General features: G+C 67.7%; 22 protein-coding genes and 1 tRNA gene. 10 read left to right on the forward strand and 13 right to left on the reverse strand.

From position 1 onward, the window contains the following. Positions 1–40: 40 nt before the first annotated feature. Positions 41–187: a DUF8555 family protein gene (locus tag AC5FRZ_RS08150; protein WP_170094198.1), complete on the reverse strand. Its 147-nt coding sequence runs from the start codon at positions 185–187 to the stop codon at positions 41–43. Positions 188–245: 58 nt separating this feature from the next. Here AC5FRZ_RS08150 and AC5FRZ_RS08155 point away from each other — a divergent pair, with 58 nt between their 5' ends. Then, positions 246–959 (forward strand): DUF7117 family protein, encoded by a 714-nt coding sequence (locus AC5FRZ_RS08155; protein ID WP_170094199.1) that lies wholly within the window; start codon positions 246–248, stop codon positions 957–959. A gap of 1 nt (position 960) precedes the next feature. Here AC5FRZ_RS08155 and AC5FRZ_RS08160 read toward each other — a convergent pair whose 3' ends face one another. The 7 genes from AC5FRZ_RS08160 to glyA all read right to left on the reverse strand — a co-directional run bounded on the left by AC5FRZ_RS08160 (position 961) and on the right by glyA (position 9,107). Beyond that, positions 961–1,434, reverse strand: coding sequence for an NUDIX domain-containing protein (locus AC5FRZ_RS08160; protein ID WP_493564339.1), 474 nt, complete (start codon positions 1,432–1,434; stop codon positions 961–963). Position 1,435: 1 nt separating this feature from the next. Beyond that, positions 1,436–2,329 (reverse strand): bifunctional methylenetetrahydrofolate dehydrogenase/methenyltetrahydrofolate cyclohydrolase, encoded by an 894-nt coding sequence (locus AC5FRZ_RS08165; protein ID WP_372479037.1) that lies wholly within the window; start codon positions 2,327–2,329, stop codon positions 1,436–1,438. Positions 2,330–2,475: 146 nt separating this feature from the next. Then, on the reverse strand, positions 2,476–4,056 hold the full coding sequence (locus AC5FRZ_RS08170) for an acetolactate synthase large subunit (RefSeq protein WP_372479036.1): 1,581 nt from the start codon (positions 4,054–4,056) through the stop codon (positions 2,476–2,478). Beyond that, positions 4,056–5,426 (reverse strand): NAD-dependent succinate-semialdehyde dehydrogenase, encoded by a 1,371-nt coding sequence (locus AC5FRZ_RS08175; protein WP_493564340.1) that lies wholly within the window; start codon positions 5,424–5,426, stop codon positions 4,056–4,058. Before AC5FRZ_RS08175 ends, AC5FRZ_RS08170 begins: the two co-directional genes overlap by 1 nt. Before the next feature lie 186 nt (positions 5,427–5,612). Then, complete coding sequence (locus AC5FRZ_RS08180) at positions 5,613–6,794, reverse strand: AI-2E family transporter (protein ID WP_493564341.1); 1,182 nt, start codon at positions 6,792–6,794, stop codon at positions 5,613–5,615. Between the two features lie 13 nt (positions 6,795–6,807). Beyond that, entirely contained in the window at positions 6,808–7,362 is a 555-nt protein-coding gene (locus tag AC5FRZ_RS08185) for a metal-dependent hydrolase (protein ID WP_493564342.1), read from the reverse strand. A 470-nt stretch (positions 7,363–7,832) separates the two neighbouring features. Next, complete coding sequence (gene glyA / locus AC5FRZ_RS08190) at positions 7,833–9,107, reverse strand: serine hydroxymethyltransferase (protein WP_493564343.1); 1,275 nt, start codon at positions 9,105–9,107, stop codon at positions 7,833–7,835. A 140-nt stretch (positions 9,108–9,247) separates the two neighbouring features. On the opposite strand from glyA, the gene AC5FRZ_RS08195 reads away from it, so the two are divergent. The 4 genes from AC5FRZ_RS08195 (at position 9,248) to AC5FRZ_RS08210 (ending at position 15,508) form a co-directional block, all read left to right on the forward strand. Continuing rightward, positions 9,248–11,308, forward strand: coding sequence for a hypothetical protein (locus tag AC5FRZ_RS08195; protein WP_170094203.1), 2,061 nt, complete (start codon positions 9,248–9,250; stop codon positions 11,306–11,308). 197 nt (positions 11,309–11,505) lie between these two features. Then, positions 11,506–12,324, forward strand: a complete 819-nt coding sequence (gene tbsP, locus AC5FRZ_RS08200) for a transcriptional regulator TbsP (RefSeq protein ID WP_153553382.1) — start codon at positions 11,506–11,508, stop codon at positions 12,322–12,324. A gap of 33 nt (positions 12,325–12,357) precedes the next feature. Further along, complete coding sequence (locus tag AC5FRZ_RS08205) at positions 12,358–14,085, forward strand: YcaO-like family protein (protein ID WP_170094204.1); 1,728 nt, start codon at positions 12,358–12,360, stop codon at positions 14,083–14,085. A 106-nt stretch (positions 14,086–14,191) separates the two neighbouring features. After that, positions 14,192–15,508, forward strand: a complete 1,317-nt coding sequence (locus AC5FRZ_RS08210) for a hypothetical protein (RefSeq protein WP_493564344.1) — start codon at positions 14,192–14,194, stop codon at positions 15,506–15,508. Here the strand turns inward: AC5FRZ_RS08210 and AC5FRZ_RS08215 are convergent. From AC5FRZ_RS08215 to AC5FRZ_RS08230, 4 genes are all read right to left on the reverse strand, one after another. Further along, on the reverse strand, positions 15,505–16,671 hold the full coding sequence (locus AC5FRZ_RS08215) for a DUF63 family protein (protein ID WP_170094206.1): 1,167 nt from the start codon (positions 16,669–16,671) through the stop codon (positions 15,505–15,507). The genes AC5FRZ_RS08210 and AC5FRZ_RS08215 overlap by 4 nt on opposite strands. Before the next feature lie 164 nt (positions 16,672–16,835). Beyond that, positions 16,836–17,678 carry an inositol monophosphatase family protein gene (locus tag AC5FRZ_RS08220; RefSeq protein ID WP_170094207.1) on the reverse strand — a complete coding sequence of 281 codons (843 nt, stop codon included), beginning with the start codon at positions 17,676–17,678 and terminating at the stop codon, positions 16,836–16,838. A gap of 57 nt (positions 17,679–17,735) precedes the next feature. After that, positions 17,736–17,933 carry a hypothetical protein gene (locus AC5FRZ_RS08225; RefSeq protein ID WP_153553377.1) on the reverse strand — a complete coding sequence of 66 codons (198 nt, stop codon included), beginning with the start codon at positions 17,931–17,933 and terminating at the stop codon, positions 17,736–17,738. 477 nt (positions 17,934–18,410) lie between these two features. Further along, positions 18,411–18,494: transfer RNA gene (locus AC5FRZ_RS08230), tRNA-Leu, on the reverse strand. A 99-nt stretch (positions 18,495–18,593) separates the two neighbouring features. On the opposite strand from AC5FRZ_RS08230, the gene AC5FRZ_RS08235 reads away from it, so the two are divergent. Genes AC5FRZ_RS08235 through AC5FRZ_RS08245 form a run of 3 tightly spaced genes read left to right on the forward strand, consistent with a single transcriptional unit; the run spans position 18,594 to position 20,263 of the window. Continuing rightward, complete coding sequence (locus AC5FRZ_RS08235; RefSeq protein WP_208627948.1) at positions 18,594–18,875, forward strand: DUF4187 domain-containing protein; 282 nt, start codon at positions 18,594–18,596, stop codon at positions 18,873–18,875. 50 nt (positions 18,876–18,925) lie between these two features. Next, positions 18,926–19,420: a DUF309 domain-containing protein gene (locus AC5FRZ_RS08240; protein WP_493564345.1), complete on the forward strand. Its 495-nt coding sequence runs from the start codon at positions 18,926–18,928 to the stop codon at positions 19,418–19,420. A gap of 48 nt (positions 19,421–19,468) precedes the next feature. Beyond that, positions 19,469–20,263 (forward strand): M14 family metallopeptidase, encoded by a 795-nt coding sequence (locus tag AC5FRZ_RS08245; RefSeq protein ID WP_208627950.1) that lies wholly within the window; start codon positions 19,469–19,471, stop codon positions 20,261–20,263. 149 nt (positions 20,264–20,412) lie between these two features. Here AC5FRZ_RS08245 and AC5FRZ_RS08250 read toward each other — a convergent pair whose 3' ends face one another. Further along, on the reverse strand, positions 20,413–20,874 hold the full coding sequence (locus tag AC5FRZ_RS08250; protein WP_153553373.1) for a UPF0179 family protein: 462 nt from the start codon (positions 20,872–20,874) through the stop codon (positions 20,413–20,415). Positions 20,875–20,961: 87 nt separating this feature from the next. On the opposite strand from AC5FRZ_RS08250, the gene AC5FRZ_RS08255 reads away from it, so the two are divergent. Together AC5FRZ_RS08255 and AC5FRZ_RS08260 are read left to right on the forward strand one after the other, a co-directional pair. Beyond that, positions 20,962–22,920 carry a PAS domain-containing protein gene (locus tag AC5FRZ_RS08255; protein ID WP_493564346.1) on the forward strand — a complete coding sequence of 653 codons (1,959 nt, stop codon included), beginning with the start codon at positions 20,962–20,964 and terminating at the stop codon, positions 22,918–22,920. Between the two features lie 46 nt (positions 22,921–22,966). Further along, on the forward strand, positions 22,967–24,946 hold the full coding sequence (locus AC5FRZ_RS08260; RefSeq protein ID WP_493564347.1) for an ATP-binding protein: 1,980 nt from the start codon (positions 22,967–22,969) through the stop codon (positions 24,944–24,946). The last annotated feature ends 98 nt before the right edge of the window (positions 24,947–25,044 follow it).

Below are 25,044 nucleotides of genomic sequence, written 5' to 3' on the forward strand. Positions count from 1 at the left end.
AGCCGCCAGATCAGGTCGCTGCAGTGACCACTATCGCGAGCTACATGTGTTCTTCTTCGAGGACCCAGCCGAGTGCGCGCCGATAGTGCGTCAGCATCATCCGCACGCGATCGTGGTTCATCTCCTCGCTGTCCAGTTGTTCACAGAGGAACTCGTACTGCTCTCTGATCGCTGCTTGCTCGCGCATACCGATTGTTCGACCCGGCGACGGAAGGAACTTGAGGCTGCCACGCCGACAGTGTGCCATGAAGGTTCGAGGCCACCGCGAGTGCAAGGCGTGTGGCAGCCGCTGGTCGTACTACGAGACGGCCAGCGTGGAGTGTCCGGACTGCGGGAGTCTCCGGAGCGTCGGCGTCGACGACCGCACGCGCCACACGAACGCCCCCGTCGAGTACGATCTGACGCCGGTGCGCGGGTCGATCGACGAGCAACCGCTCGAAGAGATCGCCACGGACGCCGCCGAGCGGTCGTCGGAGTACGTCCGTCGGCGCGGCTTCGTCGACGGCGGATCGCTGCTCGTCCTCGACGAGACCTTCGTGGCCGCGACCGAACTCCGCCACGTCGCCAGCGAGATCGCACGCACGCTCCAGCCGACCGACGCCCAGGAGCTGTACTTCTTCACGCTACTCAGGGGTGCCGACGAGGGCGAGCGGCCGGATCCCCGAGAGGTGCCGTCGGAACTGCGTCCGTCCTACGGCCTGGCGATGATGGCCGCCGTCGAGGCCTACCAGCGTGATCTGCGCGCGTACCTCGACGACGAGCCCGACCCACAGGCCCGGTCGCTGTCCGGTCGCATCCGAGACCACCGCAAACGGATCGAGGCCCTCGACGGCGACGTGGACCCGAAAGACGCCGACCGGCTCGTCCACGCCGCGCGGGACCTCGGACAGTACCTCGCGGCCGGCGACGAGAGCGCGCTCGTGACGGCCGACAACTGGCTCAACGGCGTCGAACAGTAGCTTACCGCAGTTCGTCGATCACGTCGCGGTCGACGGTCGCGGCGGGCACCTCGTCGTGCCACGCGGCGGCGGTGACAGACGCCCGCGCCGGCTCCGGCTCGCCGGCCGCTATCTCGCCGTCGTAGATCTCGAACGCGAGCGAGGCCTCGCGGTCCCCGTCGGTCAGGGTCACGTCGTTGACGGCCACCAGCCGTCCGACGGTCAGCTCCAGCCCGGTCGTCGCCGCGACGGCGTCGCGGAGGGCGGCCTCCCGTGACTGGTCACCGCCGACTTCGCCACCCGGGAGGCTCCAGCGCCCGTCTTCACAGACCAGGAGGACGCGTCCGTCGGCGTCCGTCAGGAGGGCCGCGACGGCACACTCGTAGCCGCCGTCGAGCCGTGACTTGGCGTGGTTGAACGCGTCGGGGTCCAGACGCTGGGTCGACTCGAACCGCGTCACGTCCTCGCCCACGTCGTCCGCGTGTCCCTCGGCCATCTCAGGGGAGGTCCACGTCGACGCCGTGTTGCTGGGCCGTCGCCTTCACGGTGTTGTACAGCAACATCGCACGCGTCATGGGGCCGACGCCGCCGGGGACCGGCGTGATCGCGCTCGCCTTCGCTTTGGCGCTCTCGAAGTCTACGTCGCCGACCAGCTCGTACCCCTTCTCGTTGTCGACGTCCACGCGGTTGACGCCCACGTCGATCACGGTCGTCCCCTCGGTGAGCATCTCGCCGTCGATCAGCTCCGGCACGCCCGCCGCGGCGATCACGATGTCCGCCTCGCGGGTCTTGGCCGCCATGTCGTCGGTCCGGGAGTGACACACCGTCACCGTGGCGTTGCCGCCCTCGTCTTTCTGGAGCAGGAGGTTCGCCATCGGCTTGCCGACGATCTCCGAGCGGCCGACGACGACGGCGTCTTTGCCCTCGGTATCGACGCCGGCAGCATCGAGGAGCTTCTGGATGCCGTGGGGCGTACACGGCTTGAAGCGTGCGTTCCCGGCCACGAGGCGACCGACGTTCTCCGGGTGGAAGCCGTCCACGTCCTTGGCGGGGTCGATGTTCCGCAGGACCGTTCGATCGTCCACGTGGTCCGGGACCGGCATCTGGACGAGAACGCCGTTGACGGCCTCGTCGTCGTTGAGTTCGTCGATCGTGTCGTACAGCTCCTGGGCGTCGGCGTCGGGCGAGATCTCGATGTCCAGGGCCTCGATGCCGACCTCCTCGCAGTCGTCTTGCTTCATCGAGACGTAGGTCTCGCTGGCGGGGTCGTCGCTCATCAGCACCGTCGCCAGCGCGGGCGTGACGCCCGCGTCCTCCAGCGTCGCGATCGCGTCGCCGAGGCCGTCCCGGATCTCCTGGGCGACCTCGTTGCCGTCGATAATTTCGGTCATCACCTGATGGGGGTGGCCCGCGAAACAAAAGCCCTCCCATGACAGTGTCGACACATTCGGTTCGTCGTCGCTGTCCCTCGGTCACCGCCGATCGGCTTCGGCAATCTACGGACGGGTTTCGAAACCCGGACCGGTAGCCGGTCTGCTCACGCGACCGGGATCTCGACGAGCGATAGCCCGCCGTCGATCGCATCGCGGAGCGCGTCACGGATCTCCGTCGCCGACTCCGGCCGGTACCCCTCGATCCCGAAGCTCTCGGCGAGCGTCTGGAACTCCGGGTTCGTCAGTTCCGTCCCGAACGACTCGCCGGTGTGTGCCTGCTGTTGCTGGGAGATGAGGCCGTAGTCGTCGTCGACGAACAGCAAGATCGTGTACTCACAGCCGAACCGCGTCGCGGTCTCGATCTCGGCGGCGTTCATCATGAATCCGCCGTCTCCACAGGCCGCGACGACGTTCGAGTCCACGGCGAGATCCGCTGCGAGGCCCCCGGGGACCGCGATACCCATCGAGGCGAAGCCGTTCGAGACGATGCAGGTGTTTGGCTCGTAGGTCGGGAAGTTCTGTGCGATGGCCATCTTGTGGCTCCCCACGTCCGAGACGAGTACGTCCTCGGACGCCATCTCGGAGCGCAACACCGGCAGCACGGAACGGACGGTGAAAGGAGGCTCGCCGACGGGCTCGTCGTCCACGTCGGCGACGATCTGCTCGCGGAGGTCGTCGTACCAGTCACGCTCGAACGACGGGTGTCCTGCCCGACACCAGTCGGTGAGGTGACCGAGTGTCTCTCCCACGTCGGCGACGATCTCCACGTCGGGACCGTAGGCCTCGTACACCTCTGCGGGTTCGCTGTCGACGTGGACGAGCGGCGTCGTCCCCGGATACCAGTCGCCGGGATCGTGCTCCGCGATGTCGTAGCCCAGCGTGAGCACGAGGTCCGCGGCTTCGATCGCTCGTGCCGGCTCCCCGTTCGACCCCGAATCGAGCGTCATCAGCGAGCGGTCGTCGTCGTCCGACACCGCCCCCTTGCCCATGTACGTCGAGACCACGGGGGCGTCCGTGGCGTCGACGAACTCGCGCAACTGCTCGCTGGCGTCCGTCCGTACGACGCCGTTCCCGACCAGGAGAATCGGCCGCTCGGACTCGGCGAGCAACGTCTCCGCCCGGTCGAGGCTGTCGGGGGCGGGTGCCCCGATCGGGATCCGCTCGCCCGCGGCCATCGGTTCCGTCTCCGTCTGTCCGCCAGCGACGTCCTCGGGCAACTCCATGTGGGTCGCGCCGGGCTTCTCGTGCTCTGCGACCTTGAAGGCCTTCCGTACCGACTCGTGGACGATCTCCGAACTGTCGAGTTGGGTGTTCCACTTCGTCACCGACGCGAACGTCTGGAGCACGTCGATCGCCTGATGGCTCTCCTGGTGGAGCCGCTCCAGGCCGCCCTGGCCGGTGATCGCGACGAGCGGACTCTTGTCGAGGTGGGCGTCCGCGACGCCTGTCAGGAGATTCGTCGCGCCCGGACCGAGCGTCGAGAGGCAGACGCCCGCGTCGCCGGTGAGTCGACCGTGTACGTCGGCCATGAACGCCGCGCCCTGCTCGTGGCGCACCGGGACGAACGTGACCGTCGACTCCCGGAGCGAGAAGAGCAGGTCCTCCAGTTCCTCGCCCGGGAGTCCGAACACGTGTTCGACGCCCTCCCGTTCGAGACTCGCGACCAGCAGATCAGAGACCTGCATCACGCCACCCACACCGTCTTTCGGTTGACGAACTCGTGGATACCGGCCGCCGCGAGTTCCCGGCCGTACCCCGAGTCCTTGATGCCGCCGAAGGGCACCCGCGGGTCGGACGTGACGAGCTCGTTGACGTACACACAGCCCGCGTCGATCCGTCGGGCAACCCGTTCGCCGCGTCCGCGGTCCTCGGTCCAGACACTCGCTCCCAGCCCGAAGTCGGTGTCGTTGGCCAGCTCGACGGCCGCCGTCTCGTCGGCGACCTCGTACACCGCTGCGACGGGGCCGAACGTCTCCTCGCTGTCGACCGGACTCCCCTCCGGTACGTCGGTCAGAATCGTCGGCGGGTAGTACGTCCCCTGGTCGGCCTCGCCGTCCAGTGGTTCGCCGCCAGTCACGACGGTCGCACCCGCCTCGACACTCGCCTCGACCTGTTCGTGGAGGTCGTCGAGGAGGCCCGAGCGCGCTTGCGGTCCGACATCCGTCTGTTCGTCCATCGGATCACCGACGACGAGGGACTCGATCTCTTCGGTAAAAGCGTCGAGGAACTCGTCGTACACGTCCGCGTGGATCACGAAGCGCTTGGCGGCGATACAGGACTGCCCGCCGTTCTGGTTGCGTGCCCAGGCACCGACCTCCGCCGCCGACTCCACGTCCGCGTCGTCGAGGACGACGAAGGGATCGCTCCCACCCAGTTCGAGGACGCTCTTCTTCAGGTTCTCGCCGGCCGTCGCCGCGACGGCCCGTCCGGCTGGCCCGCTGCCGGTCAGCGTCACAGCGCGAACGCGGTCGTCCGCGACGACGCCCTCGACTCGCTCGGACGGGAGCAACAGCGACTGGAAGACCCCCTCCGGATAGCCGGCCTCGCGGAACACCTCCTCGATGGCACGAGCACACCCCGGGACGTTCGAAGCGTGCTTGAGCAGGCCGACGTTACCGACCGTCAGAGACGGCGCGGCGAAGCGAAACACCTGCCAGAAGGGGAAGTTCCAGGGCATGACCGCCAGTACCGGCCCGAGTGGCTCGTACACGGTCTTGGCGGACGTTCCGGCTGGACTCGGGTGGTGTTCGGACTGGAGGTACGCGCTGGCGTGTTCCGCGTAGTGGTCACAGCCCCGCGCGCACTTCTCGACCTCGCTGACGGCCTGCTCGATGGGTTTGCCCATCTCTTCGGTGATCGTCTCCGCGTACTGGCGCGTGTTCGCTCGCAGCACGTCGGCCGCGGCTTCGAGGAGACGCTCGCGGCGCTGGATCGAGCGCTCGCGCCACTCGTCGAAGGCGTCTGCTGCCCGCTCCAGCGCCGCGTCCGTGTCCTGTTCTGTGTGCTGGTCGTAGCTGTCGACGACCTCGCCGGTCGCGGGGTTGCTCGCGTCCATGGTACTGGCGGTGTCTCTCGGAGACGGATAGTTAGCGGTCGAATACCCCGTCTTCGACCGCTGGCACCGTCGCCCACACGACGTGCCATACGGTGCGATCCGAACAAAGGAACACTTACCGGCTCCGTTCTGGCTCTTGAGAGCGTGTCCGTCGGGCCGTCAGCGTGGCCTCCGCGGTCCCGTCGCTCACGTCGAATCGATTTCGTCGCCGGCTTCCCCCTCGGAGTCTGACTGTGGCTCGGTCTCGCCGGACAGCTCGTCGACGTCGGCACCTGTCTCCTCAGCGACCGCGGACTCCGGGGCGATCGGCTCGCCGTGGAGCAGTTCGGGGAGCACGATCCGGACCGTCTCCAGTAGCAGGACGAACACGATCGGCAGGAGGAAGAAACCGTACCAACCGAGGAGGATCGGGCCGAGGACGTACGCGAACAGGAGGAGCATCGAGTTCAGCTTTTGTCCCGAGATGTACGGCTGGACGAACGATTGCGGGAGGATATCCAGCACGAGGAAGTAGACGGCGAGCACGCCGCCGACGAAGACGAAGCTGACGGTGTCCTGCTGTGCCGCCCTGACCGCGAGGTACGCGACGACCGGGAGGTAGACGATCTTGCCGACGACGATCGGGACGAGGCTGGTGACACCCGTCAGGACGCCGAGCGTGAACACCATCGGGACCTGCAATCCGGCGGGGGCAACGAGGTTCGTCGCCGCGTACGTCGCGGTCGCGACGACGGACATCACGAGGACGAACAGGAAGTTGCCGAAGAAGACCGACTCCATGTCGGTGTCGACGGCGAGTGCGTAGGCGTACACCGTCGTCTCTCGCCCGCCGCCGACCGTCGCGAGGGTCTCTGCGAGCGACTCGTCGTACACCAGCAGCGCGTACGAGAGTGTGATGGCGAGCGCGACGAGCACGACCGTCCCGAAGACCGCGTCGACCGCCTGCAACCCCTGCTGGATGGCCGACCCGGACAGGAGTGCGGTGAGTTGCTCCACCGAGGGCGGGTCGCCGAGTATCGATAGCGGATCGAGCTCACTCGAACCGCGCGCGCCCAGTCCGAGTCGCTCGGCGATCATCGAGGCGACGCTCTCGTCGAGGAGCCGGCGGCTCTGCTGGACCAGCCGCAGCGTCGCGTAGAGCACGAGTACCAGAATCGGAACCAGGACGGTCAGCACCGTCAGTGCGGCCGCCAGCTGTTCGGACTCGGTCACCGCCTCGAAGCGGTGACAGATCGGCCGCGTCGCGTAGTAGCCAAAGAGGCCGAGGACGAGTATGCCGACGAACGAGTAGGCGATGAACAGCGCCGTCCCTGCGAGGACGACCACGTAGAGCCACCAGAACAGTTCGCTGCGGCTGGGTGCGGTCATCGAGACACCTCGATCATATCGGGACGAGTCGATCCCGTCGGTCGACCGGCGTGAGCAGGTACGCGAGAGCGACGTGTCCGAGCACCATCACGGCGAAGAACCCGGAGTTGATCCACGCCGCGTTGTACCAGACGAGGTCGATGGTCCACGGTAGCTCGAAGAACGGCCAGAACGGCTCGATCGGCGTCGAGATGTCCGGTGCCGAGAGCACGTCCGCGAACACGTGGGCGAGCCCACCGGTCAGGAATGCGACGAACGAGAACCGGAACACGCGAGACGCGTCGAAACGTCTGTCGCCGATCCACTCGTCGATGCGGCGGCGAAACAGTCCGGTGACGATCGCGGCACCGACGAGGCTCGCGACCGTGACGAAGACGACCGTATGTGTCTCTCCGTGGTGGTGTACCTCGGCGGGAAACAGCCGCACGAGCCACAGGTCGATGTCCGGAAGGAGCGCCGCGACTGCTGCCAGGGCGATAAAGGCGACACTGGCCCTGTCGGTCCAGCGGAACCACGCCGGAACTGCGAACAGGAGTCCGAACGCGAGGTGCCCCGTGATATCTACCATCGTCTCACCTCGTACCGGCGACCGACACATAGCGAAACGGCCTGCGCTCGCAAGCCGCTGGTCGTCGTCCCGGAGACCGGTGGATTCGCGACGCCGGTCACTGTGCTGGGTTCGCTCGAACCACAACGACGGCTTCACCGCCGATGATCGTTTCACCCCCTCCGCGACGGTCGTTCGCAGGCGATACTGATCGTCAGTCACTGCTACGCTGGACACGCCGTCGCCGAAACTGGCCCCACCTGTGTCCCTGTTGCACTGCTCGCGCACGCTCCGCTCCGCGCTCGCAAAAACGAGATCCTTCGCTACGCTCAGGCTCTCGCGCCCAGCTCACGCATCGCTCCGCTCCGCATTCGCATCCACGAGGGCCACGGCGAGTGTAACGAGCCGTGCCCCTCGCGCTACTCGCGTGTCGTTCGCTACGCTCACTCCCGCTCGCAAAAACGAGACCCTTCGCTACGCTCAGGCTCTCGCTACTCGTAAACCAGCCCTTCGCTCTCCTCGCCGTAGAGGTCGAACTCGTCGGTGAGTTCGTCGACGCGCGCACTGACCTCGGCGATCACGTCCTCGTCGTCGGGTGCGTCGACGACCTCGTAGATGAGGTCCGCCACTTCCTCGCAGGCTTCTTCGTCGAAGCCACGCGTCGTGAGGCCGGGGGTGCCGGCGCGAATGCCCGAGGGGTTGAACGCCGAGCGCGTCTCGCCGGGGACGGTGTTGGCGTTGAGGACGATGCCGGCTTCTTCGAGGGCCTCCTCGACCTCTTTGCCGGTCGTGTCGGGATGGGACGGTCGGAGGTCGATCAGGACGAGGTGGTTGTCCGTGCCGTCGGAGACCAGATCGAGGCCGTGCTCTTGCAGACGGTCGCCCAGTGCCTTCGCGTTGTCGACGGTCGCCTGTGCGTACTCCTCGAACTCCGGTTCGAGCGCTTCGCCGAAGCCGACCGCTTTGCCGGCGACGTTGTGCATCAGGGGGCCGCCCTGCATGCCGGGGAACACCGCCGAATCGATGTCGTCGGCGTACGCCTCGTCGCACATGATGATGCCGCCACGCCCGGCGCGGATCGTCTTGTGTGTCGATCCGGTGACGAAGTCGGCGACGCCGACCGGCGAGGGGTGAACCCCGGCGGCGACGAGGCCGGTGATGTGTGCGATGTCCGCGAGGTGGTAGGCGTCGGCGGCGTCGGCAGCTTCCTGGATGCGCTCCCACTCGACGGTACGGGGGTACGCGGAGTAGCCCGAGACGATGATGTCGGGGTCGTACTCCTCGGCCTGTGCCTTGAGTTCGTCGTAGTCGAGGCGACCGGTCTCGGCGTCGACCTCGTACTGCTCGACCTCGTAGACCTGGCCGGCGAAGTTCGCGGGGTGGCCGTGCGAGAGGTGGCCGCCGTGGGTCAGGTCCAGCGAGAGGATCTTGTCGCCGGGATCGAGCACCGCGAGGTAGACGCCCATGTTGGCCTGGGAACCGGAGTGTGGCTGGACGTTGACGTGGTCGGCACCGTACAGCTCCTGGGCCCGTTCGATCGCGAGTTCCTCGATCTCGTCGGCGGGTTCACAGCCGCCGTAGTAGCGTTCGCCAGGGTATCCCTCGGCGTACTTGTTCGTCAGCGCCGAGCCCTGCGCTTCGAGGACGGCCTCGCTGACGTGGTTCTCCGAGGCGATCATGGCGAGCGTGTCGTTCTGCCGGTCGACCTCGTCCGTCAGCGCGGCGGCGACGTCGGGATCGGCCGACTCCAGATGGTCGAAGTGCATACTCGAACCGTACGGTCCGGCCGTCAATAATCTACCTTTCCGGGGCGCACCTGTGGGCCGTTCACACACTGGTAGCGTATGCGACACTCTGGCACGCGACCAGCAACCATTATGTAGGCGAGGCACACATACCATGCTGTATGTCTACCTGGGGGGTGACATACGCCGGAGACCGGTCGGCCGAGTCGGACGCTTCGGGGGGGTTCGAAGGGACCGATCCGGCCGGACTTCCAGCGTTGTGTGCCCAGCTGAATCGACTGAGCGAGGCGTCGTCGTCTGCGATTCCGAGAGATATCGACGAGTGCTTCGAGGGCGAGGCCGATCGGCTCTCGATCCCGTGTTCCGACGTGACGGTGACCGCACTCGATCTCGACGCCCAGTACCGCGTGACGACCCCGACGGAACTCCCCGACGGCGAGTACCTCCTCAGGTGCCGCAGTCGATCGGGGGCGTCGGCCCACGGGCCGACGAGCTACCTCCGGTTTCCGGGACCTGCGTCGGTCAAGCCGGCCGGCGACGAGTTCGTCGTCTCGTTCTGGGAGCCCACGACGGTGACCGTCGGCGGCTCGTCTGGCAACCGGGCCGGACCGGGTCGAATCACGATCGAACCGACGCCGTCCGGGCTCGCCACTGGACTGACCCACCTGGCGGCCGCCCACCACACGACCGCTCCCGTCAGGTCCCACCCGAGCTTCAGGGCACACCCGCCCTTGCTGGAGCTGGGATCGGAGACGAGCGTTCCGTCGGCCGTCGCCGCCGAGACGCCGGACACCGGAATCGAGTTCCTGGTCCCGCCCGAACTGGATCGACTGTTCGTCGCCGCGCCGCTCGCGTACTACCTCGGGGCGACCGTCGAGGTAACCGACTGCGACGCGCCCGTGTTACGGGCCGACGAACCCTCGATTCGGTACGAGTTCGACGATCTCCCCGGCTTCCAACACCAGTGTGCGCAGCTCCTTCGGCGGGCCTTCTTCCTCGACTGTCAGGCTCGTCGGGTCGCGCCCGATCGGGCGTCAAGCGACGGGCTCGAACAGCTCCCGATCGATCTGGACTCGCTGTGCCAGCTCGGCCCCGCGGCCCGTCTCGAACAGTGTCTCTCGCTGTCCGAGCGGAATCTGGACGCGCTGTTGCCCGACTGGCACCTGTCGACGTACGCCAAACCGACGCCGGGCCGGATCACGTGTCTTCCCTTCCTGCTGGACAGACTCAGCCTCGTCTATCTCCCGCGCGCGACCGAGCTCGACCGGGACGAACTGCTCGAACAGACCCTCTCGGACGCCTACACCGCACGCGGCGAGACCGCCACGTCGGGCGTGCTCAAACCGGAGCTACAGGCCGGGCAGCTCCACGCGTGGCTCGCGCCGGGAACGCCGATCCACGCGTTCAAGCCGGTTCCGAAAGCGTACCACAACCGCGGCAAGTACCGGCATCGCAGCAACGACCAGCTCCAGGTCGGCGTCGTCCTCAACGACGACGCGATGTGCGAGGAACACCAGATCGTCTCCGACATCTACGAGGAGCGTGCCGCCGATCTCCCGATCGACGTGACGATCCAGTCACGGCTCGACCGCGCCGAACTGGCGGCCACGTTCGAGGCGAAAAACGACTTCGTCCACTACATCGGGCACTGCGAGGACGGCGGCCTGCGGTGTACGGACGGCACGCTCGACGTAGCCGAGATCGAGGAGTCGAACACGCAGACGTTCTTCCTCAACGCCTGTGGCTCCTACGACCAGGGGCTCTCGCTGGTCGAGCGCGGCTCGATCGCGGGCGGTGTCACCTTCAAGAAAGTGCTCGACCAGCAGGCCGCGAAGGTCGGGACCGCGTTCGCGCGGCTGCTCGTCCACGGCTTCAGCATCGAGCGAGCGCTCCAGCTCGCCCGTCGGCGGATCATGATGGGGAAAGACTACGCCGTCGTCGGCGACGGGACGTACGCGCTCTTGCCGAGCCCCAAACAGCCCGCGGTCGTCAAGATCGCCGACGCGGGAGAGCGCTACACCGTCAGCTGCGAGATGTTGACGGCTCAGTCCAACGGGGACCGGTACGACCTCCCCTTCGACGGCAGAGAAATTCTCAACGGCGACACGCTGGAGAAGACCGTGACCGGGGCGGAGCTGCGCGAGGTCCTCGCCGCCAAGTCCCTGCCCGTGATCTACGACGGCGACTTCCACTGGTCGGAGGAACTGGTCGACGAACTCTGATCGCCCACGGGGAGGCTCCGCGCTCGTGCGTTCGTCGCTCGCCCGCCGACGTGCCCGCTCCGTCTGTCATTGTCCCCCAACCGGTACCGGCAACAATTATGTCTTGACGGCGTGGCAGTATTATCTCTGCAGACGAATTCAAGCGAAGTCGGCCAGTAAAATTAAATATGACAAAATCGTAGTAGTCTAACAGAAGCATGCGTTCGAACCTACTCGAAGACGACGTAAGAACTGTTCTGTCCGAAGCACTGGACAGTGAAGACAGTTCGCTCACAGTTGTTAATCCCTCTAGAGAAACGCTTTCGGAACTCGTCTCGGTGCTGGACGAACACGAGGATCCGCCCGCCGTCCGCCTGCTCGCGGAGAACCGCGCCCTGAAAGACGAGATGGGCGACTTCATCGTCGCGAGCACGGCCGCGGACCTGATCGAGGCCGACGTGCTGGAGCTGAAGATCCTCGACGACGTTCCGAACCACTCGCTGCTGATCGGCTCCGAGAGCGTCGTGTCGCTCATCGACGCCGGTGACGCGGTCGCCGGACTCACGTCCGACGAGGACGCGTTCCTCGACGACATCTCGTCGTTCTACGACGACGAGTGGGACCGTGCCGACAGCTACTCGCTGCGGACGCCAGCGATGTCCCGCGTCATGGACACGCTGGAGTCCGACATCGGTCCCGAGACGGCCGCAGACTTCGAGGGCGTGCTCGCCTCGCTCCAGACCGCACGCGGCGACGGCGACGGGCTCGACGAGGTGACGATCAGTCTGCTGGTCGCCGCCAAGAACGGCGAGTTGCTCTACGACATCAGCAAGTGGGGCGAGGACATCGGCCTGGCGAGCAAGGCGACGTTCTCCCGCACCAAGACGACCCTCGAAGACATGGGCCTGATCGACACGGAGAAGGTGCCCATCGACGTGGGCCGGCCGCGGCTCCGGCTGATGCTTGGCGACGAGCGACTCCAGTCGGTCGACAGTGACGAGCTCGCGAGCGTCGCGCAGGGCATTATCGCCTCCTAGGCTTTTTTACCCCGACTACTGTTACTCGTCGGCATGGGTACGGTAGTGGACGTTGTGGGGAGTGGACCGGCGACGGAGAGCCTCCTCGCGACACTCGAGGACCTCGACGTGGGTATCGACCACCGGGAAGCGCCTGCCGTCGACAGCGCCGACTTCGCGGTCGTCGTCGGCGAGACCGGAGCGGCGACGTTCGAGACCGCCAGCGAGCAGGCCCTCGACGGCGGGACGCCGTGGATCGCGGTCGAGATCGGCGGTATCGGCGGCCAGCCGACGGTCCCGGCGTCGATCGCCGGCTTCGATCCCGATCGGGAGTGCTACGACTGCCTCCGTGGTCGCGTCGAAGCCAACACGACGGCGGCCGCCGACGGCGTCGACGAACCCGGTCCGGCGACGCGCCGTGTCGCCGGTGCCGTCGCCGGAGCGGCCGTCGCCGACTACCTCGCAGACGAACCCGGAGCGGCCGGGTCGTCGGTGCTGGGGCACGTCGTCGAGCTACCCCGTCAGAAACGTCGCTTCTTCCCGCTGCCGGGCTGTTCGTGTGGCGGCGAGCGCGACACGACGATCGACCGCACTCACGCCACGGTCGACACCGAACAGGCGCTCGAACGCGCCGAGCGAGCGCTGGACGACCGCGTGGGGATCGTCCAGCAGGTCGGCGAGGCGGAGTCGTTCCCGGCACCGTACTATCTCGCACAGCTCACCGACACGTCCGGGTTCAGCGATGTCACGGCCCCGCGACAGGCCGCTGGCGTCGCGGCCGACTGGGACGGGGCGTTCATGAAGGCGCTGGGCGAGTCCTACGAGCGCTACGCTGCCGGCGTGTACACGGCCGCGGAGACGACGACCGCCACGGCGGCGTCGCTGGACGACGCGGTCGCGCCCGAGGCTTTCGTCGCGCCCGAGGACACCGACGCGGACGCGACGACCGAACTCGACTGGATCGGTGCCCAGAACCTCGCGACCGATGAGTCGGCGCTGGTGCCCGCAGAACTCGTCTTTCACCCGCCTACCGAGTCCCGCGTCCGTCCGCCCCTGACGACCGGGCTGGGTCTGGGATCGTCGGGCTGTGAGGCGCTGTTGGCCGGGCTCTACGAGGTGATCGAACGGGACGCGGCGATGCTGTCATGGTACTCGACGTTCGAGCCGCTGGGGCTGACCGTCGACGACGACGTGTTCGGGACGCTGTACGAGCGCGCCGCCTCGGAGGGACTGACGGTGACGCCGCTGTTGCTGACACAGGACGTGGACGTGCCGGTCGTCGCCGTCGCCGTCCACCGGGACGAGTGGCCCAGCTTCGCCATCGGATCGGCGGCGGATCTCGACCCCGAGCAGGCCGCTCTCGGCGCGCTCGAAGAGGCGCTCCAGAACTGGATGGAGCTTCGGAGCATGGGCCCCGAACAGGCCGCGGAGGCGAGTGGCGCGATCGGTGAGTACGCCGACAAGCCAGAGCGAGCCGTCGACCTGCTGGCGTACGACCAGACCATCCCGGCCGAGGCGGTCGGGCCAGACGCCGTCGACGACGGCGAGGCCGAACTGGACGCCCTCGTCACAGCGCTCTCGGAGGTCGGGCTGACGCCGTACGCGACGCGGACGACGACGCGGGATCTGGACGAACTCGGCTTCGAGGGCGTCCGCGTGCTGGTGCCAGAGGCCCAGCCGCTGTTCCTCGGCGACGCCTTCTTCGGCGAGCGCGCGGCGACGGTCCCGAACGAACTCGGCTTCGAGCCGCGACTCGATCGCCCACACCACCCGTTCCCCTAGACACGCACCGACGGGTGTCGATCGCGTGGCCCGGTCGTCGTCGGTCTGTCGAATCTCCGTTTGACCGTCCCGTACTTTATTGACCCCCTCGTTCGGATGTCAGAATATGCCCTCCCGCAGATTCGCCGCCGTCGTCGGCCTCGTCCTCCTCGCGTTGACCACACTCGCAGTCGCTCCCGCGGTCGGTGTGCCGCCGCCTCGTCCCCTCTGTGACGCCTGTGGCGAGACGTTCGCCGAGACCGCAGGCGCACACGGTGTCGAGGCGACCGTCGTCGAGAGTACCGCGACCGTGCGGGTCGCCGAGAACGGGACGGCGACCTGGACCGTGCGAAACACGCTCCGAGAGCCCGCGGCCGAGCGGCTCCGGGCCAACGAGAGCCTGCGGACGGCGATTGCCGATCGGGCGATGTGGGACGTGACGCTTCTGGGCTCGAACGTCTCGTCGGACGGCGTTCTGACGCTTCGCTACCGTGACCCGGAGTTCGCCGAGCCCGCTGTCGGCGGGACGCTCCGCTCTGGTGCGTTCACCGAACGCTACGGCTACCGCTCTCTGGACGGGCTCGGTGCCGACCGTCTCACCGTCGTCGCGCCCGACGGGATGACGGTCGAACGGACCGTCCCGGGCGCGACCGTCTCGCCCGACCGCACGCGCATGACCCTGACCGACCTCGACCGCTACGGAATCGTCACGTTCTCCCAGCAGGGTGACGCTCTCGGGGCCGTGTGGAGTTCGCTCGCGATCCTGACGATGCTCGGCCCAGTGGTCGCGTTGAACGTCGCGGTCCTCGTCGGACTCCCGACGGCGCTTTTCGGCTGTCTCGTGGCCGCACTCTGTGGTGCCGTCTCGTGGCTCGATTTCGACTTCGGAGCGTCGACCGAGCAGGTGGCCACGGCTCTCGGTGGACTCGGCGTCGTCGGCGTGCTGGCGACGGTAGCCACAGCGCCGGTCTCGTTGCTCGGGACGGCGGACGTTCCGATCGTCGGCGCTGGGGTCGGCCTCGCCGCCGTCGGTGTCGCGCTGTCGGTCCCCGCCGTCCGCGATCGGCTGTCCTATCGGACCGTCCTCGCTCTCGCGAGCGCGGGACTCGTGACTGCCGTCGGTATGGCCGTCGTCGTGCTGCCGGTGTTCCAGCAGTCCGGTCTCCTTCGGGCCCAGCGCGTCTTCCTGGGTCTGTTCGCCGCGCTGTTCGCGTTCCTGCCGGCGGGGTACGCGCTGGGCCGTCGACGCCGTCGGCTCGCCGTCGCGACGGCCTGTGTAGCCTTCGGTCTCGTGCTCTTCCAGCAGGGCATCCCGCTCGGACCGCTGGGGCTCGGCATGCTGGTCGCGGTGTTGAACGGGATCTACGGGATCGCCGTGGTCGTCTGCGGGATTCCGCTGTTGCTCGCGGGTCGGGCGATCGGCCGGGCCGACGGCCGGGCCTAGATCCCGAAGGTGACGCGCAGCATGTCCCGCGTTCCCGGACCCAGACCGACGGCCGTCACGGCGACCAGCAAGAGGAGCGCGTAGCGCTGGCTCTCTTCGACGAACTCCTCGGTAAAGAGCCACAGCACGAGCGACGCGACGAGCATCTTGACGACGAGGAAGGGCCACGACGTACCGATCGTCGCCGACAGCGACGCCGGCTGGACCGCCTCGGTCACGTCGACGATGATCCGGTTTGCCGGGTGCTTGGCGAAGTACTCACCGGGAATCCCGAGCGCGTCGAGCCAGTCGCCCGTGATCACGTTCGCGATCCCGTCGATCGCGTGGCCCCAGAGCACGAAGAAGCCGATGTACGCCGTCGCGTCGGTCAGCTCCGGCCAGGCGACTTCGATCGCCTTCCAGTTGACGTACGCGAGCGCGATCGCACCGACGACGACGATGGTCACCATCTGGGGGTACAGCGTGACGTACTCTCTGGTGACCGACAGCCAGAGGAGATAGAGGAGGTTCGCCGCGAGCAGGCCCCAGCCGACGACGCCCAGAGCGCGGTTGCCGTGGTCGATCCGTCCATCCCGTTCCAGTCGGCGCACGGCGACGAGCGATCCGAGCGTCAGCACGAACAGCGTGAAGTAGATGACCGGACTGACCAGCAGGGAGTTCAGCGGGTACGAGATCGCCGGGTCGACGCCGGCCCTGACGGCGGCGTCGGTCGCGTCCTCGACCACCCGGAGCGAGCCCCCCAGCAGCATGAACGGAACCAGCGGGTAGTACAGGTCGATGTCGGTGACGAGCTCGTAGCGCTGCAAGAAGAGGTAGACGCCGACCAGCATGTACACCAGCACGAGCATGTAGCCGACCTCCGAGACGATCGTGTACCCCGGCTCGGCGTAGACCGCCGTCCCGGTGGCCTGGGCCTGCGCACAGGCGTCGGCGCTGAACACCAACTCCACGGTACTGCCCTCCCGCAACGCACAGCGGGCCGCCTGCGCGTCGGCCGCGACTGGCCCCCAGAAGTACTGCCAGACGAATCGGTCCCAGACCGTCTGCGTGGCCACCAGCGCGGCCCCGGAGAAGAGTCCGACCAGCCCAACCAACGAGGCGACCCAGAGCCGGAGCGGGTCGCGGCCGTCGAGTCTCGATTCCAGTCGAGCCACTGCGTCCATGCATGTCTCGCCGTGAGGTGGGCGTTTTAGCGTTCCGGTCCTGTGTCTGCTTCTCACCCACGCGTCGCGTTCCAGCGACGGTCTCATACTGCCGGCTGTCACTTCGTGAGGATCTTCGCCACCCCGGGGTGGCGAAATCGATCACAGATTTCCAGCCGGTCGTATCAGTCGGCGCTTTTCCCGCGGACCTGTGCGACGGCGTCGAGCACGGCTCCGTGATCGGTACCGTTCGACGCCACCAGCCCCTCGCTGTCCGGGGTCCAGCGGTCGCCGTCGACATCCGTGACGGTCCCGCCGGCCGCACGGACCATGTGGACACCGGCCACGGTGTCCCAGGCGTTCGCGGACTGCGTACAGACCGCAGCGTCGAACCCGCCGTCGGCCAGCAGCGACAGGGTCGCCTGGAACGAGCCCAGCCGTCGCACGTCGCCCAGTTCCTCGTCGGCGATTCGACACAGGTCGCCGAACGCGGTCGCGTCTTCCCAGCGGTTGACGACGGCGACCAGGAACGCGTCGGTGTCGGTCTCCTCGCTGACCCGCATCGACTTGCCGTCCCGCGTCACGCTCTCGGGCCCCGCCGCGTAGAGGTCGCCCATCGCCGGGAGGTAGTTCGCCGAGCCGACCGGTTCGCCGTCGACAAGCGCCGTGACGCTGGTCGCCCACGTCCGATTCCCGCGGACGAAGTTCGTCGTGCCGTCGATCGGGTCGACGATCCAGGCCGGGCCGGACTCGGGCACGCTCTCGACCAGCGTCGCTTCGGCCGCGTCGCTCTCGGGTCCGGCGAGCTGGGGGCTGTCCTCCTCACAGACGAACTGGTCGCCAGAGAACTCCTCTCGGATCGTCGCGACGACCTGCTGTTGGGCCTCTCTGTCGGCTATCGTCACCAGATCGGTCTTGTCGGCCTTGGTCTCGACTTCGAAGGACCCGCGGAACCGCTCGCGAGCGACGACGCCGCCGGCACGCGCTGCGCGCTCGGCGATCGCCGCCCGGTGGTGAGCGTCTGTCATACCGTGGGATCGGTCGTCCCGACAAATAGCGTCACCGCTTCCGACCGCCCCGTCGACCTACTCCGTCGGCGCTTCGTCGGCGGCTGCGAGGATCGACTCCGCGATGTCACGGGCCTCCTCGGGCGTGTACAGGACCTGATTCCCGAGAGACTGTTCGATGCGGACGTACCCGTCGTCTGTCTCGATGGAGAAGAACGCCGTGTTCTCCAGCGGCGTCACGTCCAGACCGGTTGGCTCGCGCTGATCCGTGGCCATGTGACAATGTACCACGCCGACGGGCTTAAATCTACGCCATGGTGAAACGAACGCTTGACACAGTGGGGTTCTTCGCCGCCGTTGCCTGTGACGATACTCCTATCTCGCGCGTCTTCCAAGCAGTCGTTCACGACGACGCTGGGAGCGGCTCTTGCGTCCGCCGCCGTTTCTGGGCATGGCTACTCGAAGCGTCTCGGTAGAAGTTTGCGAGGGAAGATCGCTCCGTTCGCGGGTCGCGCGTTGCGCTCTCCGCTCACAACGAGGGCGTCCGTGGGGACGCCCTCGCAGATCTTCCTGCACTGTTTGCGAGGGGCCGCGTGGGCCTCGTCGACCTCGATTAGGCCGACGAACAGTGCGAGGGAAGGGATTTGAACCACGGGAAGACCGTCGGCCTCACTGCGTTCGGCCGCTGGGACTTCCCTGATTCAAACCCTTCCGGGTGCATTCCGCGCCGACACGTGTCGTGTCGCCGCGTCATGCGAGGGAAGGGATTTGAACCCTTGGACCCCTACGGGAGCGGATCTTGAGTCCGCCGCCGTTTCCAGGCTTGGCTACCCTCGCACGCTTGCGTTCGGGTTCAGTGTGGGGAAGTATATATGCAGTACGGAACGATGCTGTCGCGTCCAAACTGTTTTGTCCGGTCGACTGGAGACGCCGGATATGCCCTCCGAGATCGAGTACTGTCCGTTCTGCGGGGTGCGGCTGGCGAACGAGGAGTCACTCGACGACCACTGTGGGGACGCCGAGGAGTGTGCGAACGCCCGCGACCGCTGGCAGTCGAGCGGGTCGCTCCTCGCGAGCCAGCGACAGCGTGCCCTGGGCTGGGTCGTCGCAGGCGCGATCGTGCTCTATGCATTCGTTCAGGCGTCGATCCTGCTCGGGATCGTCGCGAGCGTCGTCGTCCTCGTCGTCGCCCACGTCGACTGGACGGCGCTCGCGTAGCGTCCGCCGTCGAGCGGAGGGATTACCTCCCTGCCACTCCAGGACTCGGTATGGACGATCACACCCGTGATCACGATGTCGCCCCGCCGATTTCCGGGAACCCGACGGGCTGGGACCAGGATCGTCGCGCGTCGAACGGGTGGGAACACGGCACTCTCCGCGGGGCCGTGGTCCACGGCGTTCGGCTCTACAACGCCGGGGAGTTTCACGAGGCCCACGACTGTTTCGAAGCGGAGTGGTACAACTACGGACAGGGGACCACGGAGAGCGCGTTCCTCCACGGAATGGTGCAGGTCGCCGCAGGTGCGTACAAGCACTTCGACTTCGAGAACGACGACGGGATGCGGAGCCTCTTTCGGACCGCCTTGCAGTATCTCCAGGGGACGCCCCCGGACTACTACGGCGTCGACGTCCTCGACGTGCGGACGGTGTTGACCGACGCCCTGGACGATCCGACGGCTCTGCACGGCTGGCAGATCGGGCTGGACGACGAGTGTCCGACCGCGAGCGAGCGGGACTTCGAGTACGCCGCGTCCCTGGAGTAGGGGCCGGCGAGCGTGTAATATTTCTCCGTGGAGCCGCTGCATGCTGCTGTGTACGTCGAACAACTGGGCGACGGCGATCCTGAGGTCGCCGTCGTGGGTGGGATCCACGGTGACGAACCCTGCGGTGTCCACGCGGTCGAGACACTCCTCGAAGCGTCGCCGACCGTCGAGCGACCGGTCGCGTTCGTGATCGCCAACGAGGCGGCGATCGAGCGCGGCCAGCGCTACGTCGACACCGACCTGAACCGGTCGTTCCCCGGCTCGCCGGACGGCTCCCGCGAGGAGCGACTCGCGGCCAGGCTGGTCGAGGAGATCGGGGACTGTACGACGCTGGCGCTGCACTCGACGCGGTCCTACGGCGGGATGTTCGCGCTCGTAGATACGATCGACGACCTCGCCCGGAGCGTCTGCCCGCGCCTCCCGATCGACGCCGTGATCGAGACGGACGGCTCGAACGAGGGGCGGATCTTCGACGGGATTCCGGCGACGATCGAGGTCGAGTGTGGCTATCAGGGCTCCGAGCAGGCGGCCGACAACGCCGTCGTGCTGACGCGGGCCTTCCTCCAGGCGGTCGGTGTGCTGCCAGCGGCGTCACGCACCGAACCCAGAGACGTACCGGTGTACGAACTCGGCGACCCGATCCCGAAGGCGATGGGCGAGGTCTACGAGGTGTACGCGGACAACTTCGAGGAGGTCGGTGCCGGCGAGGCGTTCGCCGCCACCGACGGCGACCCCCTCGTCGCCGACGAGCCGTTCCACCCGGTGTTGCTCTCGCCGGACGGCTACGAGGACGTGTTCGGCTACACGGCAGAGCGGACCGGCAGTCTCCGGAGTGACGACTGAGACGACCGGCTGGAAATCTGTGATCGATTTCGCCACCCCGGGGTGGCGAAGATCGTCACGAAGTGACAGCCGGCAGTGTGAGACGGCGTCGTGTCGCCGTTTGCCCGGTCGACAGAACGACGGCAGATCCGCGTCGACGGGCGTGACTGTCAGCGGCCGCTGCGCTCTTCGGGCGGTGCCAGCTCGACGAGCGTGAGGTCGCGATCCAGTCCGCAGTAGTCGTGGGGGGGATCGCCGACGATCTCGTCGATGCGGTACTCTTCGTCGAAGGACGCTCCCGCCGGCTCGCAGTACTCGTGGCTCGGACAGCCGGTGTAGGGACACGGCCCCTCCAGCGTGGCGCTACTCCCGGCGTAGGCTCCTTTCGCGCTGACGTTGGCTTTGATCGGTGCGGGTTCGACCTCGACGGCCTTGACGCCGCTGTCGTGGACGGCACAGTCGAGGACCTGTCCCGACTCGCGAACGTCCGTGATCCGGTAGCGCACGCCTTCGGTGAGGTTGAGGCACTGGTCGCGATAGGGACAGCCGTCACAGCCGCTTGCCTCGCCGCGATAGACGAACTCCTCGCCGGCCGTCGCGAGGCGGGAGCCGATCAGCGTCACGGTAGTCATGGTCGTTCGTTCTCGGGGCAGACCACTATAGGTGTCGACTGGATCGCGGGCCACATATTTACGTACCGAACGGCCCTACGTCGGGTAGTGACCTATCTGCGGCGATACCTCGACGGCGAGCCGACCGTCCTCGTCGTCGGGTTCGACGACCCGCCACAGGTGGCCCAAGTGGTCCCGGAATACGAACTGGCGTTCGTGGCCGACCGCGAGGCGGCGCTCGCGGCGCTCGACGAGAGCGTCGTCTGCCTGCTCGCGCGCGACTCGCTCCCCGACGGGACCGGCGACGATCTCGCGACCGACGTGTTCGAGGTCACCGACGACGTTTCCGTCCTGATCGCCCCCACGGCCGGCGGGGCCGACCGCGCCGGTGCGGTCGGTCTCACTGGTGCCCGCTACGTCCCGCCGTCGGCTTCTCGGGGCCAGTTCGCGACGGCACTGGCCAGTGGTGCCGAGTCGGGCGAGCGCAGGCGAAGCGAGTCGCTGCTGGCGGACGCGTTCGAGCAACTGCTCTCGACACGGAGTGAGACGATCTACGTCAAGGACGCGGACGGACGTTACCTCGCCGTCTCGAACGCCGACGAGCGTGATCGCTCGCTGCTGGGCAACACCGACGCACAGCTGGCACGCGAAGGCGACGCCGACGCGCCACTGCTCGAACGCCGTCATCGGGACGCGCTCACTGTCGCCGAGAGCGGCGAACCGATCCTCGGAGCCGTCGAGCGGTTCGGTCAGGGCGAGGGAGCCGCCTGGCTCGAACGGACGATCTACCCCTGGCAGGTGGACGGTTCGATCGTCGGTGTCGTCGGCATCGAACGGTCCGTCACGGAGCGCCACGAGACCCGAGCCGCGCTGCAGACCCGGATCGACCGGCTGGAACGGTTCACCAGCTACGTCAGTCAGGAACTGCGGTCGCCGCTACAGGTCGTCGACGCCTATCTCGACCTCGCCTGGGCCGGCGACGAGGTGGCCTTCGACCGTCTGGCGGAGGCAACAGACCGGATGGCCGAACTCGTCGACGCCCTCGAACGACTCGTCGACGGTCAGCAGGTCGACATCGAGCGCACGCAGACGGCCCGGATCGCGGCGATCGCTCGGGACGTGTGGACGGTCGTGGGCGATCGTCGAGGCTCGCTGTCGGTGGCGCTCTCGGACGACGCTGTCGTCAACGCACCCGAATCGACGATCAGGCCGCTCCTCGAAGCCTTCTTCGAGACGGCCGTCGCCGCGAACGACCGCTCCGACGGCGGCCGGGAGAGCCGATCCGTCGAGGTGTCTCTCGGTGCGCTCGACGACGGTTTCTACGTCGAGCACACCCACGCCGACGCCGCTGGCGACGACCCCGAGCCGGTGTCGCCGAGCGTCCGGTCGACGGTCGAAGCACAGGGGTGGACGCTCGGCGTCTCCCGCACAGACGGCGTCGCGCGCTACGAGGTCCGCAACTGTATGCTGGTCACCCAGCGCCCCCAGGTCCCCGAACTGCGGGGGGACCGCACGCTCGACGGCTCGGCCACCGTCGGGAGCGACCAGTTCGAGGGTCGTGTCGCCGTCGACGGCGACCGCTGGACCCTCTCCAGCGGGCGCAGTTCCCACGAGGGGCAGCGAAGCGAGTTCGCGTACGCGGCCGTCGACGGTCCGGTCGAGATGACGGCTCGGCTCCGTCGGCTGGACGAGGGCGGTCCGGACGGCACCGCCGGCCTCACGATCCGGTCGTCGCTGTCGACGGACGCTCTCTCTGGTTCCGTCGGGCGGACGGCCGGAGGCGGAACCGAGGTCCGCTGGCAGACGGCGGCGACCACGGCCGAAACGAGCCAGCGATTGGACGCGGTCGTCGGGCAGCACGACTGGTTTCGCCTCACCTTCGACGGCGACCGGGTCACGGTCTCGGTGTCGGTCGACGGCCGGTCCTGGCAGCCGGTCGACCAGCGCACGCTCGAACTGCCCGGGCGAGCCTACGTCGGACTGATCGTCTCGGACACTGCATCCCAGCGTCGCTGTACTGCGGTGTTCGACGACGTCTCGGTGCGAGTAACCGACGACGGGCGCTGATTCTTTCGGTCCGTACGTTTATTTTACTCAGCGTGTAACTCCAGCTATGACGCTCTCCCGTCGGTCGTTCGGACAGACACCGACGATCCTCGCCGTCGAACCCGCCGACTCCGACGCCCTGGACCCGCTGAGCGATCTCGACCGATTCGCCGTTCGATCGGTCACAGAGCCGCTCACGGCCGACCAGATCGACGCCGGTGTCGTCTGTGTGGTCGCCGCCGAATCCGGGCGTTCGAGCGTCGACCCCAGAGCGGTCTCGACCGCTGACGGCGTCCCCTGGATCACCGTCTCCGAGACCTACGACGCCGACGAGGCGGCCGCGACCGCTGCCGCAGGCGGTATCTACCTCCCCCGCTCGACGATATCGCGTGCGTCGTTCGTCGAGACGGTCCGGGACGTGGCTCGTCGGGGCGAAGCCAACTCCGCGACCCGCCTCCAGACTGACGCCTTCGAGCAGTTGCTCGACGCTCACGACGGATCGCCCTTCGTCAAGAACCGCGCCGGACAGTACGTCGCGGCCGCTGGCGACGGCGAGCTGGACCCGGAACTGCTGTACGGCCGCACCGACGCGGACCTCGCGAGCGAGCGCGACGGCGCGTCCCACGTGTCCGAACGCGCCCACGACCGAACGCAGTCGGTCCTCGACACCGGGGAACCGATCGTCGGAGCCGTCGAACAACACGACACCGGCGAATCTGCTCGCTGGATCGAGCGCACGATCCTCCCCTGGACGGACGGGGCGGGCGAACTGCGCGGCGTCGTGGGCTGGGCGCGCGACGTGTCCGAGTGGGAGCGCGAGCGCCGGGAGATGCAGCGCCGGATCGACCAGCTCGAACGCTTCACCGGCTTCGTGACCCACGACCTGCGGTCGCCCCTCCAGGTCGCCGACGGCTATCTCGAACTGGCCCGAGCGGGCGACCAGGCGGCCCTCGACCGCGTGGAGAACGCCAACCGCCGGATGCAGGAACTCATCAGCGACTTCGAGACCCTGGTCGGCGGCGCACACGATGGGGACCCACACTACACGCGACTGGCCGACATGGCCCGTGACGTGTGGGCGGTCGTCGCACGGGAGTCGTCGACGCTGCGGATCGATCTCCCCGACGAGACGATCGTCAACGCCGAACGGTCCGCGCTGCGTCCGATCCTGGAGAACCTCTTCACCAACGCGATCGATCACGGGGGATCGGACGTGACCGTCTGGCTGGGTGCGCTGGCGGACGGCTTCTACGTCGCAGACGACGGTCCCGGTATCCCGGAGGCAGAGCGCGCCAAGGTGTTCGAAGCCGGCTTCACGACGGCCGAGGACGGCACGGGCACGGGGCTGGCGATCGTCGCCGACGCCGCCGACCGACTGAACTGGGAGGTCGGCGTCGAGGCCAGCCGAGCCGGCGGCGCGAAGATCGCACTCCGGAACTGCATGATGGCGACCGATCCGTCACGCCACGCGCCGGCCGACGCGACCTACGACCTCACGGACGCTCGCGACGTCGGCAGCGTGGCCCTCGCGGGGAGCGTGAGCGAGGACGGCGACGAGTGGGTCGTGACCGGTGGCGGTGGCGACGGCGAGCGCGGCGGGTTCTACTACGTCTACACGAGCGTCGCCGGGCCGATCAGCGTCCGTGCCCGCCTCGCCGACTTCGAAGCGGCCGGACACGACAGCGAGGCCGGACTGACCGTCAGGGACGACGCCGGTGACGGCGCGCCGTACGGCTCCGTCGGCCGAACGCCGGACGACGAAGTGGAGACCTGCTGGCGACAGACGCGGAGTGCGACGCCGATCAGCCAGCGTCTCGGTTCGGGCGTGGCAGACGCTCGCTGGCTCCGTCTGGATCGCATCGGCGACAGCCTCACCTGTTACGTCTCCCGCGACGGCCGGGGCTGGCGGACGATCGACCAGCGCCCGCTCTCGTTGTCCGACCCGATCACGCTGGGGCTGGCGGTCCACAGCGGGGTCGCTCGGGATCGGGCGACGGCAGCGTTCGACAACGTCTCGATCCGCCGGATCGCTCCCGACGAGTGGTGACGCCGCCGTCTCCCCGTTTCGTCCGGACGGGGCGTCATCGAACTGTTCGACGCTGCCCCGACGGACGGCTGCGGTCGCTTCGCCGGTTACCGCGCGGC

Source organism: Halomicrobium sp. HArcht1-1 (assembly GCF_058933285.1).

Coding starts and splice junctions, on each gene's coding strand:
- AC5FRZ_RS08150 (WP_170094198.1), bottom strand. CDS start 187: ATGCGCGAGCAAGCAGCGATCAGAGAGCAGTACGAGTTCCTCTGTGAA.
- AC5FRZ_RS08155 (WP_170094199.1), top strand. CDS start 246: ATGAAGGTTCGAGGCCACCGCGAGTGCAAGGCGTGTGGCAGCCGCTGG.
- AC5FRZ_RS08160 (WP_493564339.1), bottom strand. CDS start 1,434: ATGGCCGAGGGACACGCGGACGACGTGGGCGAGGACGTGACGCGGTTC.
- AC5FRZ_RS08165 (WP_372479037.1), bottom strand. CDS start 2,329: ATGACCGAAATTATCGACGGCAACGAGGTCGCCCAGGAGATCCGGGAC.
- AC5FRZ_RS08170 (WP_372479036.1), bottom strand. CDS start 4,056: ATGCAGGTCTCTGATCTGCTGGTCGCGAGTCTCGAACGGGAGGGCGTC.
- AC5FRZ_RS08175 (WP_493564340.1), bottom strand. CDS start 5,426: ATGGACGCGAGCAACCCCGCGACCGGCGAGGTCGTCGACAGCTACGAC.
- AC5FRZ_RS08180 (WP_493564341.1), bottom strand. CDS start 6,794: ATGACCGCACCCAGCCGCAGCGAACTGTTCTGGTGGCTCTACGTGGTC.
- AC5FRZ_RS08185 (WP_493564342.1), bottom strand. CDS start 7,362: ATGGTAGATATCACGGGGCACCTCGCGTTCGGACTCCTGTTCGCAGTT.
- glyA (WP_493564343.1), bottom strand. CDS start 9,107: ATGCACTTCGACCATCTGGAGTCGGCCGATCCCGACGTCGCCGCCGCG.
- AC5FRZ_RS08195 (WP_170094203.1), top strand. CDS start 9,248: ATGTCTACCTGGGGGGTGACATACGCCGGAGACCGGTCGGCCGAGTCG.
- tbsP (WP_153553382.1), top strand. CDS start 11,506: ATGCGTTCGAACCTACTCGAAGACGACGTAAGAACTGTTCTGTCCGAA.
- AC5FRZ_RS08205 (WP_170094204.1), top strand. CDS start 12,358: ATGGGTACGGTAGTGGACGTTGTGGGGAGTGGACCGGCGACGGAGAGC.
- AC5FRZ_RS08210 (WP_493564344.1), top strand. CDS start 14,192: ATGCCCTCCCGCAGATTCGCCGCCGTCGTCGGCCTCGTCCTCCTCGCG.
- AC5FRZ_RS08215 (WP_170094206.1), bottom strand. CDS start 16,671: ATGGACGCAGTGGCTCGACTGGAATCGAGACTCGACGGCCGCGACCCG.
- AC5FRZ_RS08220 (WP_170094207.1), bottom strand. CDS start 17,678: ATGACAGACGCTCACCACCGGGCGGCGATCGCCGAGCGCGCAGCGCGT.
- AC5FRZ_RS08225 (WP_153553377.1), bottom strand. CDS start 17,933: ATGGCCACGGATCAGCGCGAGCCAACCGGTCTGGACGTGACGCCGCTG.
- AC5FRZ_RS08235 (WP_208627948.1), top strand. CDS start 18,594: ATGCCCTCCGAGATCGAGTACTGTCCGTTCTGCGGGGTGCGGCTGGCG.
- AC5FRZ_RS08240 (WP_493564345.1), top strand. CDS start 18,926: ATGGACGATCACACCCGTGATCACGATGTCGCCCCGCCGATTTCCGGG.
- AC5FRZ_RS08250 (WP_153553373.1), bottom strand. CDS start 20,874: ATGACTACCGTGACGCTGATCGGCTCCCGCCTCGCGACGGCCGGCGAG.
- AC5FRZ_RS08260 (WP_493564347.1), top strand. CDS start 22,967: ATGACGCTCTCCCGTCGGTCGTTCGGACAGACACCGACGATCCTCGCC.